Source organism: Gillisia lutea, assembly GCF_021568705.1.
Classification (GTDB): Bacteria; Bacteroidota; Bacteroidia; order Flavobacteriales; family Flavobacteriaceae; genus Gillisia; species Gillisia lutea.
Genome location: NZ_JAKGTH010000011.1, coordinates 173,097 through 185,790, shown reverse-complemented (window position 1 = coordinate 185,790; position 12,694 = coordinate 173,097). Strand labels below are relative to the sequence as shown.

Genomic DNA, 12,694 nt, shown 5'->3' with positions numbered 1-12,694 from the left:
AAATATTTAATTTTTTATTATATTTTTAAGGAAGTACACAGGAATTCGGACTAACCTCTTTATAGAAGGCTTACTTAGGAATGATTTAGTGAAATATTTAATCGATTCTAGCTTCCTGTTGGTTAAATAAGCATTCATCCCAACTGTTCCTTCATAATCTGCTCTTAATAGATTTCTGTTTTCAAAAAAAGATGAGTGCTTTTTTAAACAATAAGTGGTTCCCTGAAACTTCATTTCCGGATTACCTCTAATTCTCTCCCCCTTATGAATATGTATCTTTATAAGCGATTCTTGTAGATTATGAATTTCAATTTTATTCTCTTTCAAGTATGGAATTAACCTAAAAGATAATTCAGTATGTTGTCCAGATTTCAAACAATTATCAAATCCACCTATTTCATTGAAAATGGTTTTGGTAAGTGTAAAAACACCACCATTAGTCATCTTATAGATAGTATCAGGAAAAATTTTTGTTTTGGAAGGTAGATTTATTTTAATTAGATCTCCATTCTCGTCAATAGTTTCACAACCACAACAAATAACGGATGCCATTTTTGAAGTTATTTCATTATAAATTTTATCTAACCAATCCGGTTTAGCTTCATCATCACTATCTAGAAATGTAATGAAATCTCCTGTTGAATATTCCACTCCAACATTGCGTGAATGGGCTGCACCAGAATTTTCCTTTTTAAGATAATTAATCCGTTCATCTTCTAAAAATGGTAAAATTACATCCTCAGTATTATCTGTCGATCCATCATCTACAATTATTAACTGCCAATTTTCAAATGTCTGCTTTTTCACACTATTTATAGCACGCGATATTAAATGAGCTCTATTGTGTGTAGGTATAGTAATGGAAATTTTAGACATATATATTATAATTAGTAAAAAAGATAAACTTTAAAATATTTATGAAAGCTCCTGTAGTGATACAAGTTTCTTAAAATATGGTGAATTCTCATAAAGCTTTTGAAAACTTCCGTCATCTTCAATTTTTCCTTTATTCATTATGACAATTTTATCGGCATTTTTAATTGTAGAAATACGATGAGCAACAATTAATATCGTATAATCCCCTTGAAGACTATCCATGTTCTTCTGTATCTCTTTCTCTGTTTCAGAATCTAATGCACTAGTAGCTTCATCAAGTATAAGTATTTCAACATCCTTATATAATTCTCTTGCAATAGAAATTCTCTGTTTTTGGCCTCCACTCAAATTACTTCCAAAACTTCCCAACAACGTATCTTCACGCTCGGATTGCTCAAGAACAAAATCAAAAATAGCCGCTTTCTGAATTGCAGAGTTAAATTTTTTGATATTAGAATCAGACTTTTCATCCCAAAATGTAATATTATTAAAAATAGTGTCGTTAAATATTACAGGGTCCTGAGTAATATACCCAATTTTAGATTGATATGTATTTAAATTTATATCGGCTATATTATTGTTATTTATTAATAATTCTCCTCGGTCTATAGGCAAAAGTCCTGCTATAAGATTTACTAATGTTGTCTTTCCACTACCACTCTCTCCAACAAAGGCAATTGTTTTATGACGAGGAATATCTAAGCTGACCCCATTAATAATTACATTGGAGCCGTAATTAAAGTATACTTCATTTAATTCTATTTTGGTTACTCTATCTTTGATTGCTACTGATCCATTCTCTTCTTTATTAAGTTTCAATTCATCACTAAAACGAGTCATATTTTCCATAGAGCCAGAAACTGCTAGAAACTTATTCCATTGATTTTGCATTTGCATTAAAAAATTCAATGCTCTATAAAAAAACAACAGACTTATCAAAATAGGGCCTAAGGAAGATCCTAAAAGAGAAGTTTGAATATAAATTACTGAGACTACAACTAACACTACTATAGGTTCCCTCGACGCTGTTAAGAACGCTGCCAATTTTCCTATTTTAACATTGCTTATCTCAATCTTATCAATAGAACTTTTTAATTTATTAGAATATTTGGAAATACTTCCAGTGGCTTTTAAGTATTTAAAGTTGGAAACATGCTGAATAACCAAGCTTTGAAATATATTATTTTCACCAGTCAATTTCCTTGATGCTCCCTTTGTGTTTTTGTAAATCTTTTTATATATAAAATTTGTTATAACGCCTCCAATAGAAACTAATATTGCAAATTTAGTATCTATAGTAAAAGCAAAATACATATAGACTACAACCATAATTCCAGCTTGAAAAGCCGTAAAATAAGTCAAAAATGCTCGTGCCACACGATCTACTTCCCCAGTCATTGTATTCTGAATTCTACCCGGGTCTGAGCTTATAAAGTATTTAAAAGCTAGATTATTTAACCTGTTAAGATTCTTAAATCTTATTTTAGTTATAAATTGCTGTTGCACATTAACTTTATATACCTCATATAAATAAACTACAATACTCTTAGCTATAAAAAAACATGCCATTAGAATAAGTATTCTAATTAGAGTAAGATCTATGTTTAAATCGGTTATAAACTTCAACAAAAAATTTAGATTTTCTGTGTCGCCATTTTGTCCACTTCCTGTATCACTAACCATGGTTAACAACGGTAAAAACATAGTTAAACCTAATCCATCAAGAAAACCAATTAAAACACTTAGTAATAGTATTATAAAGACCTTATATTTTAGAGCTCTATAAAAATAAACAAGACTCTCAAAATATTTTTCAATTATTTTTTTCAAACTCTAAAATTTATTAAAGAAAATTCGTCCCCAAATTATCCAATTTTTAATGCTCATTTTGTCATAAGAACTATTTTGGTAAAACATAGTAACTCCGTCTACAATTGAATTTGCGTTGAAGTTGTCATGAAATATTTCCATAGGGAAATTTTCATCATACACTTCTGAAATTAATAATTTTTCAGACAATTCTACTCTTTCTGAGAAGTTATAGTGAAGCATCTCCTGCCAGTTATCTTTAGACAATCGTACCAAGCCGTGTTTCTTTGTAGGTATAGCAATATTACCTCCAGTGTAACAAGCCTCCATGGTAGTTCTTCCATTGGTTATTTTAATATCAGCAATTGATAAAATAGTTTTAGGATTTTTAGTAAACTCTGGTGTGTCTATAATAAAAACATTTTTGATGCCTTCGTATTTAGTTAAATCTAAACTTTCATCTCTGTGGCCCACGAGCAATAATTTAACATTGCTATTATTGTCATAATTATTTTTAAAAAAATTAATGCTAGCGATAATACCTTCTTGATAATAGGAGTTAAGCCGGCCAATTCTTAAAATAATAAAGTCATTCGGATGATAATTTATTAAAGTCTTCAATGAGTGAATTAAATATTTATCTTGATCGAAAGGCAAGATTCGGTTGGGAAAATATCCTAAGTTCTTAATAGGATAGGAAAACTTTGATTTATTCTGATCTAAATAATCAAAATTCTCATAAGATATCGTTATTATATTATGAAAGTGATTTGCACTAAAACCTGAGTTCCCTTTTCCGCATTTCGTAAAAATAGTTCTACTTTTTGTTATTACCTGTGCTAAATAAGTAAGAAAGAGTACATTGTTTCCAAAGACATGGGTTATAGAAGGTTTGTATTTAAATAAATACTTAATATATAAGTATAAAGCTTCGATTTTTCCTAAAAATCCTGAAGTGTCTAAGTAAATATAATTGTTATTTAAAATATGAGCTACCGCTTCAGAGTCAAAATCACCAATTACAAAGAAAAAAACCTCATGTTTATTAGACATTGCTTTGGCAATAGTCGCAGCACTATGAAAACTCCCTCCCTTACCCGTATTACGTTTTTTTAGATTCGCTATTATATAAAATATGGTCATTTTTTATACTATATAATACGCTGTTCAACTTCTAGGTTAACATTATATGCCTTATAAACTCTATTCTGTATCTCTTCAATAAGATTTAAAATATCGTCTCCTGTAGCATTATTATAGTTAATAATGAAACCTGCATGCTTTCTAGAGACCTGTGCTCCTCCTACAGAAAAACCCTTTAAACCTAATTCTTCAATCATAGTCCCTACATAAAACCCATCAGGGCGTTTAAAAACACTTCCTGCATTTGGATAATCTTTTGGTTGTTTAGCCCATCTTGAAGTTTTTATTTCATCCATTTTACTTTTAATTAAAACAGGATCACCAGCAGCTAATTTTAACCATACTTTTAATACAATTTTGTTCGTGTTTTTTTGAAAAAAAGAATTTCTATATTCAAAACTAGCTTCCTCTTTAGATATTTCCTTAATTTTTAAATCATCTAGATCTAAGTATCTGGCTTTTAAAAAATGATCTTTGATCTCGGAACCGCTAGCCCCTGCATTCATAACAATAGCACCACCCAGTGAGCTTGGAATGTCGTAAAAAACCTCTAAACCAGAAAGATTATGAGCTAAAGCTATTTCACTCATTTTTTTCATTTCTATTCCTGCTTGAGCTTCAATAATATTATCAACAACATTGTATTTAGAAAAAGTTTCTCCTATGAGTAAGAAATCTTCATTGTATGTTTGTTTAGAGAGAATAACATTATAACCACCACCTAAAATTATTTTTTTGGTATTTATATTTTCTTTGTACAAATCAATAAAATCCTCTTCATTTTGGGGAAAAAATGCTCTCTTACATACAGATTTCACTCTATAATTATTATAAAGCGTTAGATCTTGGTTTAATTTTAATATCATTTTTGGTCACTAATTTCAATTTCTACCCCTAATTCAGAAAGCTTTTTCTGAAGGTTATTATATCCTCTCAAAGCCATGTCTACATTATTAATTATAGATACGCCATCCCCAATTAATGCAGCAATAACTAAAGCCATACTTCCTCTTAGATCAGTAGAAGTTACCTCTGCTGCAGATGGGACAAGATTATTATTTCCTTCCGTTGTGATCTTTCCACTTTCAAAAATCAATCTTCCAGCATAGAATTTTGAAAGTTCTTCACAATATTTTATTCTTTCTGGATATCTATAATCGAATATCCTACTAAATCCATCCGCATGTAAACCCAACAAAGTGTAAAATGGCTGCATATCAGAAATAATTCCAGGATGTGTCCCTGTTGCGAGTTCAAATGGTTGAATAATACCATTGACTAAACAATCATTAGAAATCCTTATATTTTTACTATTATGGTAAAAATCTATACCAGCTTCCTCTAAATGTTTTAAAGGTATATCCATTGTGTTGAAAGGAACATCTAAAATAGTAATATCTCCTTTTGAAAGAATTCCGTAAACAATCCAGGTTAACGCTTCTATTCTATCTGGCATAATAGAATAAATTGAGCCTTGAATGTACTCCTGACCTTCTATTTCAATAAAGCTATTTCCTACAACTTTGATATTCACTCCTGAGGCTCTTAAAAAAATTATTAGATCTTCAACTTCTGGAGAAATGTAGGCATTTCTAATTGTGGTTTTGCCTTTAGCTATAGCACCGCAAATAAGTGCAGATTCTGTACCACCAATAGTAGAAATTGGAAAATTAATTTCTGTTCCTACAAATCCGTTTTCAGAAATCACCTCAATATGATCTTCATATTCTTTTACACTAGCTCCTAATTTCTCCCATACCATCATGTGCAGATCATAACCTCGCTGACCTATTTTACACCCCCCAGGATAAGGTATTTTAGCTTTTCCATCCTTTTTAATTAAACCAGGTACTAGCAAATAAGTTGTTCTAAAAGCATAATTAAAATGAGTTAGATTTTCACTTGATAATTTAGAAGAGTCTATACAAACCTGATCTTTATCTCTATCAATCTGCAGAATACCACCTATGTCTTGAATATATTCAAATTTATAATTAGCATCTACTAATTCTGTAGGGAAGTTATTTAATATCACTTCCTTATCACAAATTAAAGAAGCAGCTAACAACTTAGTTGCTGAATTTTTTGCTCCACTTACTCTAACCTGTCCTGTAGGAATTTGACCCCCAGTTATACTTGCCTGTTTAATATTCATTTCTCATTTTTCTTTAGTTTCATTAGAAATAATTACATTGATATCTAATTATTTCAAATCTAATTCATTTATAAGACTGTCAACAGATTCATTGTTGATAAATAGCCTTTTCCAAATAGCATAATTCAAAAAATTCCAAAATAAAAAACCTTTAGAAGTCTCTTGTAATTCTTTTAAAACCTCAATATCTATTACTTTTCCAGCTAATGGTATTAGAGAGTTCATTATACCATGACTAAGCCAATCTGTTGGTGAAACAAAAAAACCTTTCTTTTTTCTATTAATTATGAAATCTGGCACATCATTTTGTCTTGCAACGTAATGTAATAACCCTTTCATAGTTTTTAATTTCAAGTTCCACGGAAGAGACATATTGTATTTTATCAACTCTTCATTATTAAAAGGATAATATATAATATTTTTATGTGCTTCAGCAATTTTTGACCAAATACCCTCTGTTGCCGATTTATCGCCTATAAAATCTAAACTTGTCATTATTTCATACATAGATTTATCCGATAGACTTTCAACGAGTTGAAGTCTATTAGAATTAATCTCCTCCTCTGATACTTTGAAATATTTAGCAACCCATTTCTTATCCCCTTGATTTCCTATAGACCAAATAAAATGGTTCTTGTCCTTCAAAGGAAGATATCTGGTATTCCTGTAACGTTTAGCAATATTTAACTCTTTTGAAAGATTATAGTTACCAAATTTCCATATTATTTTGGGCAATGGAGAAAAAGATAATAATCTATATTTTAATTTGTTTGAATTATATAAACGGTTGTGACTAGGTGAGCCGAAAAATCCATCGGCCCCCTGTCCAGAAATAACAATTTTATTATTTGGCATATTTTTAAACAGTAGATTGAACATTACGGTTTGTAAATGGAACAGCGGTTCTTCTGCCAAATATATAGATTCTATAACTCCCCGAACATAGTCGTTATTGGAGAAGTCTTTGTGTTGGTGATCTGCTTTAAAATAATCTGCAGCAGTTTTAGCATACTGAGCTTCGCCAATTTTTTTATTGTCAAATGGATAGCATGTAGAAAAAGATGTAGAAATATTAAATTTGTGATATAATATTTTATAAAGTATAGAAGAATCTAAACCTCCACTTAACATACTCGTCACTCTATCTTTTACAGGACTTAAATTAGTTAAACTCTTTTCTAATAATTTTTTAATTTTCTCTTGATAGTTATCACCATGAGAATAAACCAATTCCTTGTTGCTGCTTTTTTTAAAAGGTGAATAATCTACATCCTTCACTAAATCAAGTGTACGGTTTGAAAATTTAATAACTATTGTTTCACTTGGTTTTAACTGATAAATATTTTTATAAAATGTATTAGGTGCCGTAACAAACCGATGTACAAAAAACTCTGGTAAGATTTCCGAATTTTCAATAAGTTCCACTCCAGCTTTTCTTAACAAATTGATATGACTGGAAAAAATGATTTGATTTTCCGAGTAATGATAATAAACTTTTCTTCCAGATAATATTTTCTTTTCAATCTCTAAGTTTCCTGTAACCTTATTCAATAACATCTTTACAAAATCCAATTCAGAATTGTCTTGTGCTCTTAGGGAAGATTTCCCAGTTGGAGTTTCTACAAAACTTACTTCAGTCGTACTTTCTTTATAATTATTTAAAAAATCATCATAATTAATATTTATTATAAAGTTTTCAAAGTAGATGATTTTTTCATTCTCCAGTTCTGGAAAACAAAAGTCTTTTTTTTTATTTGATATTTTGATGATATACATTATAACAATTTTAATTTGTAATACAGATATTCCTAATCAAAATATAAATAATGATTAGAGTTATAATAAAACTCTAGTTCGACCTCAAATATTATACAAGTAATTATTAATTAAAAATTAATAATTTGTCTGTGTCATTTTTTTCACCAAAACCGGCGCAATAGTAGTTGTTAAGATAGCTGCTCCAGCATGGTTTAAATGATGATAATCTTTAAAATATATATTTTCATCCAATTTTATTAATTTATTATAATTATAAAACTCACCCTTATCATTTAAATATTTATCTATTTCATCTCGATTAAGATAATTATAAGTGTAAGGTGCTTCTACTAAAATATAAGGAATATTTCTAGCCTTAATAAGCTCCAAATTCTCTTCGAAAGCATTTAATTGTTCTTGCCTAGGCTTCCAATACTTATCTTTAACTTTACTGAAATTGGTAATGCCCACGGTTTCTACATAACCTCCATTAATATATTTTTCTTCTGTAGGATAATTTTCTTTTACTTTTCTGCCAGTTATTTTATAAGAAATAATATTGATAAATGAATTATATACTGTAAGGTCACCAGTAGCTATTGACATCTTAGCTAGAGAAAAATCCATATCGTGCGAAGATAACAAATTCAGAGTGGACTCCACTCCGTCGCTCATGAAAGTATTAGGATATACTTCGTAAACTATTAATTTAGGGTTTAACTCATTTAGATATTCATTTAAAATATAATTGGTCTGAACATGAGTTTGAGAGCTAGTTCCTAAATTAAAAGTTCTAAGTTTGTACTGATTTAAAATTCTTGGATCAAAACTTCGATAAGAATGAGAAGAACCTATAAAGAGCACGTCTAATTCTTCAATTTCATTTGCTTCAGAAAATCTAATAGCATTAAAACCACTCTCTGGCTCGTACATAATATTTGCATTAGTTCTTCTCATCAAAATATCGCCTACCATTAATATACCTATGAAATAGGTTATGACAACGAAGACAATAAATAGTAATAAATTTAATAGAAAAGACCTCATAATATTAAAATTGAAAATATATAAAATTGGTTTTTTCTGTATACATAAACATACCTATCAAAAAAACAATAAAACTATAAAAGCCCCATCTCACCAATTTTGATTTTAAGAAAATTATATTATCCAACGCATAATCTCCTTTTCTTCCAAACCATTCTATCATAAAAAATAGTACAATTAAAAATATTAAAATCTTTTTCAACCCTATAACGTCTAAAGAAGATGGGGGATTAAACAAAGACCAAGATAAAATTTCACCAATATAACTTATTGCATGATTTAAACTCTCAGCTCGAAAAAAGATCCAAGCAAAAATTGTCAAAAGGAATGTCCCTAGCATTTGAAATAATTCCTTTAAACTTGGCATGTTGTTATTTTCAGCAACTATACCAAGATTATTTCGATTTTTATTAGACAGCAGTAGAGGGAGAAAGTAAATAGCGTTTAAGGTTCCCCAAACAATAAAGGTCCAATTTGCACCATGCCAAAAACCACTAACAATAAAAATTATAAAAGTATTTCTTATTTTTATTAGTACACCACCTTTACTTCCTCCTAAGGGGATATAAAGGTAATCTCTAAACCATGTAGATAGTGAAATATGCCATCTCCTCCAGAATTCAGCGATATCCCTAGAAAAATAGGGGAACGCGAAATTCTTCATAAGATTAAATCCAAATAATCTAGAGGTACCAATTGCTATATCAGAGTATCCACTAAAATCACAATATATCTGTATTGTAAAAAGAAGTGCCCCAATAAAAAGTGTGCTTCCAGGTAATTCTAAAGAATTCTCAAAAATATAATTAGCATACACCGCACAATTATCTGCTATTACTACCTTTTTAAACAAGCCCCATAAAATTTGTCTAAGACCATTGACTGAATTTTCATAAGAAAATCTTCGTCTCTTATAAAATTGGGGCAGTAGATTAGTTGCTCTTTCAATAGGCCCGGCGACTAATTGAGGAAAGAAGCTTACAAAAGCAGCAAACTTAATAAAATCATTAGTGGGCTTCAGGTTACCTTTATATACATCAATACTGTAACTTAAAGTTTGAAAAGTGTAAAAACTAATTCCAACCGGTAATATAATATTGAGTGAATTGGTATTTATTTCATACCCAAGAAAAGAAAAGGCACTTCTGAAATTATCTATAAAAAAATTATAATATTTAAAAATTCCAAGAAAACCAAGATTAATTATTATACTAATCCAGAGTAATATTTTCTTCTGTTTTGGGAGAGATGTATGAACAATTCCTCTACCAATCCAGTAGTCTAATATCGTACTAAATATAATTAACGATAGAAACCTATAATCCCACCAACCATAAAATACATAACTAGAAACAGCTACTAATAAGTTCTGATGCTTTAAATTTCTATTAAAAACAAACCAATAAAGAATAAACACCACTGGCAAAAATATAGCAAAATCTAGAGAATTAAATAACATTTATTATGAGAGTAAAAGTGATAAAATCTTCTTTATGATCGAATATTAGCATAAGCCATCAATTAGAACATAATGAAAATCTCTTATTTAAAATTTTTATGATTAAAAATCCATTTTGCAATTAGGGTACTAACTTCGACTCCTGATGTTTTATACAAGTGATTACCATCAGTATATTCATACTCTTTATCATCTTTAGTCATATCCAAGTATGGAACATTAAACTTAGAAGAAGTAGAGGTAATTTTATTATCAAATTCCTTATAGACACTATTTTCCATTTCTAAAAAAGGAGTTGAAACAGGAAGACGAACTATATAAACATCACCGTAATCTTTTAAAAAGGAAATTGTTTTTTCAAAATATTCATAACGTTTGTCTGAAAATTTGTAAACTTTTAATAGTTTTTTGTAAGATTTTATTTTTGATTTGTTTCTTACCTCAAAATCCTTTTGTTTCATAGATATATTAACCTCATTCCAACCATCAGGATGTAGAAAATCATCATCTATATAATCACACTTTTTAGTAAGTATATAAATGTACGGATAAGAATATTCTTGATATAGATATTCAAAATTAGGATTAGATGTAACACTGCTAACCGTTGCTAAAAATTTATCATTTTCTCTGAATAATCCTACATCATTGGCATCTTTATGTCTACCAGAAACACTATAAGGGTCTACTGTAACGATAAAAATTCCATCCTTAGTATTTGTGTCAATTTTCTTCTTAATTGCCTTCAAATAAACTGGACCATAAGGACTGTGGGCTACGGTAAATGCAAAATTATTCACATCTGATCTATTTAGAACTCCATTTATTACCGCTGGTTGGAGTCCTTGAGCAGCCTTTGAAGTACCTAATATAAGCGAACTCTGTTTAGAAGAGGTGAAGTTTGTATAGTATGAATCAGAATTCCCATCAGCTAATAGAAATATTCCTATAGCTATTAAGCTTAGAAACATCAAAAACATCGATATTTTAATTAAAAAACTTTTCATATTAAAATTGGAAATAAATAAATGCCTGTTCCTTTCCATCAAAAAGAAAGATCAATGTTGCAATGAACATATAGAAGCCCCATCTAGCATATCGTGAAGTTTTAAACCCTAATTTCTCGATAGCGTATTCATCTCTCCTTCCTAACCACTCAACAATTATGAAGAAAATCGTTAATAGAATAATCATAAATGGAAGCACGGTCGGAATCTTTAAAAAAGAATTAGAAAATATTTCTTTTAGAATATTAAATGCATGCCCAACATTTTCTGCCCTAAAAAATATCCATGCAAAGGTGGTCAGCGCGAAAGTTAAAACTATATTAAAAAACTCTTTTAAACTTGGAAGACTCGAATTATATGCAACCACCTCTAAATTCATTCTATTTCTTTTTGCTAAAAGCACTGGAAGAAAATAAAGTGCATTTAGGAAACCCCAAATTAGAAAAGTCCAATTGGCTCCATGCCAAAAACCACTTACTATAAAAATTATAAATGTATTTCTAACCTTCATCCACGTTCCTCCCCTGCTACCACCAAGTGGAATATATAAATAATCCCTAAACCAAGTAGAAAGCGAAATATGCCATCGTCTCCAAAACTCAGCAATATCTCTGGAGAAGTAGGGAAATGCAAAATTTCTCATAAGATTAAAACCAAATAAACGAGATGTTCCAATAGCAATATCTGAATAACCAGAAAAATCCCCATAAATTTGAAATGCGAAAAATATGGCTCCAATAAAAAGGGTACTCCCTGAATAGTCATCAGAATGATTGAATATCATATTTGCATACTCTGCACAATTATCTGCAATAACTATCTTTTTAAATAGCCCCCATAAAATTTGCCTTAATCCATCCACAGCTTGGGAATATTCAAATTTTCTCTTTCTATAAAACTGAGGTAATAGGTTCGTTGCCCTTTCGATAGGTCCAGCTACTAATTGAGGAAAAAAACTAACGAAAGCTGCGAATGAAATAAAATTTGTAGTGGGTTTTAATTTCCCTCTATAGATGTCTATTGTATAACTTAGTGTTTGAAAAGTATAAAAACTTATGCCTACTGGTAATATAATATCTAAAGAATTAGAATTTATTTCATTACCAAAAAAGCTAAATGCAGACTTGAAATTGTCTAAGAAAAAATTATAGTACTTAAAAAACCCTAAAAAACCCAAGTTTATCGAAATACTGACCCACAATAAAATTTTCTTTTTTGACAAAGAATATTCTTTTGATAACGCAATACCTATTAAATAATCGATTATCGTGCTAAATAATATTAGACTTAAAAATCTCCAATCCCACCAACCATAAAATATATAACTAGATACAGCAATAAGAGCATTTTGCCATTTTAAGTTGTTATTAAATACAAACCAATACAATATAAATACAATAGGTAAAAATATTGCAAAATCTAGAGAATTAAATAGCATAA

10 protein-coding genes are annotated in these 12,694 nt (G+C 29.5%); all 10 read right to left on the bottom strand.

Features of this window, described 5'->3' with window-relative positions; all coding sequences use genetic code 11:
- Positions 1-6: 6 nt before the first annotated feature.
- Positions 7-876, bottom strand: a complete 870-nt coding sequence (locus tag L1I30_RS13345; protein WP_236134799.1) for a glycosyltransferase family 2 protein — start codon at positions 874-876, stop codon at positions 7-9.
- 39 nt (positions 877-915) lie between these two features.
- Positions 916-2,706 carry an ABC transporter ATP-binding protein gene (locus L1I30_RS13340; RefSeq protein ID WP_236134798.1) on the bottom strand — a complete coding sequence of 597 codons (1,791 nt, stop codon included), beginning with the start codon at positions 2,704-2,706 and terminating at the stop codon, positions 916-918.
- A 3-nt stretch (positions 2,707-2,709) separates the two neighbouring features.
- Entirely contained in the window at positions 2,710-3,828 is a 1,119-nt protein-coding gene (locus L1I30_RS13335; protein WP_236134797.1) for a glycosyltransferase family protein, read from the bottom strand.
- A gap of 8 nt (positions 3,829-3,836) precedes the next feature.
- A complete protein-coding gene (gene murB / locus L1I30_RS13330; protein WP_236134796.1) occupies positions 3,837-4,694 on the bottom strand; it encodes a UDP-N-acetylmuramate dehydrogenase in 858 nt (285 codons plus the stop codon).
- Entirely contained in the window at positions 4,691-5,983 is a 1,293-nt protein-coding gene (locus L1I30_RS13325) for a UDP-N-acetylglucosamine 1-carboxyvinyltransferase (protein ID WP_236134795.1), read from the bottom strand. The genes murB and L1I30_RS13325 overlap by 4 nt, the downstream gene beginning before the upstream one ends.
- A gap of 48 nt (positions 5,984-6,031) precedes the next feature.
- Complete coding sequence (locus L1I30_RS13320; protein ID WP_236134794.1) at positions 6,032-7,759, bottom strand: asparagine synthase-related protein; 1,728 nt, start codon at positions 7,757-7,759, stop codon at positions 6,032-6,034.
- A gap of 117 nt (positions 7,760-7,876) precedes the next feature.
- Positions 7,877-8,716 carry a hypothetical protein gene (locus tag L1I30_RS13315; protein ID WP_236134793.1) on the bottom strand — a complete coding sequence of 280 codons (840 nt, stop codon included), beginning with the start codon at positions 8,714-8,716 and terminating at the stop codon, positions 7,877-7,879.
- A 76-nt stretch (positions 8,717-8,792) separates the two neighbouring features.
- Positions 8,793-10,247, bottom strand: coding sequence for an MBOAT family O-acyltransferase (locus L1I30_RS13310; protein ID WP_236134792.1), 1,455 nt, complete (start codon positions 10,245-10,247; stop codon positions 8,793-8,795).
- Positions 10,248-10,330: 83 nt separating this feature from the next.
- Entirely contained in the window at positions 10,331-11,254 is a 924-nt protein-coding gene (locus L1I30_RS13305; protein WP_236134791.1) for a hypothetical protein, read from the bottom strand.
- A 1-nt stretch (position 11,255) separates the two neighbouring features.
- Positions 11,256-12,692 carry an MBOAT family O-acyltransferase gene (locus L1I30_RS13300; protein ID WP_236134790.1) on the bottom strand — a complete coding sequence of 479 codons (1,437 nt, stop codon included), beginning with the start codon at positions 12,690-12,692 and terminating at the stop codon, positions 11,256-11,258.
- Positions 12,693-12,694 lie beyond the last annotated feature (2 nt).

Excerpts from the sequence above, each read along its gene's own strand:
- L1I30_RS13345 (WP_236134799.1), bottom strand. The coding sequence starts at position 876 with ATGTCTAAAATTTCCATTACTATACCTACACACAATAGAGCTCATTTA.
- L1I30_RS13335 (WP_236134797.1), bottom strand. The coding sequence starts at position 3,828 with ATGACCATATTTTATATAATAGCGAATCTAAAAAAACGTAATACGGGT.
- murB (WP_236134796.1), bottom strand. The coding sequence starts at position 4,694 with ATGATATTAAAATTAAACCAAGATCTAACGCTTTATAATAATTATAGA.
- L1I30_RS13325 (WP_236134795.1), bottom strand. The coding sequence starts at position 5,983 with ATGAATATTAAACAGGCAAGTATAACTGGGGGTCAAATTCCTACAGGA.
- L1I30_RS13320 (WP_236134794.1), bottom strand. The coding sequence starts at position 7,759 with ATGTATATCATCAAAATATCAAATAAAAAAAAAGACTTTTGTTTTCCA.
- L1I30_RS13315 (WP_236134793.1), bottom strand. The coding sequence starts at position 8,716 with ATGGTAGGCGATATTTTGATGAGAAGAACTAATGCAAATATTATGTAC.
- L1I30_RS13310 (WP_236134792.1), bottom strand. The coding sequence starts at position 10,247 with ATGTTATTTAATTCTCTAGATTTTGCTATATTTTTGCCAGTGGTGTTT.
- L1I30_RS13305 (WP_236134791.1), bottom strand. The coding sequence starts at position 11,254 with ATGAAAAGTTTTTTAATTAAAATATCGATGTTTTTGATGTTTCTAAGC.
- L1I30_RS13300 (WP_236134790.1), bottom strand. The coding sequence starts at position 12,692 with ATGCTATTTAATTCTCTAGATTTTGCAATATTTTTACCTATTGTATTT.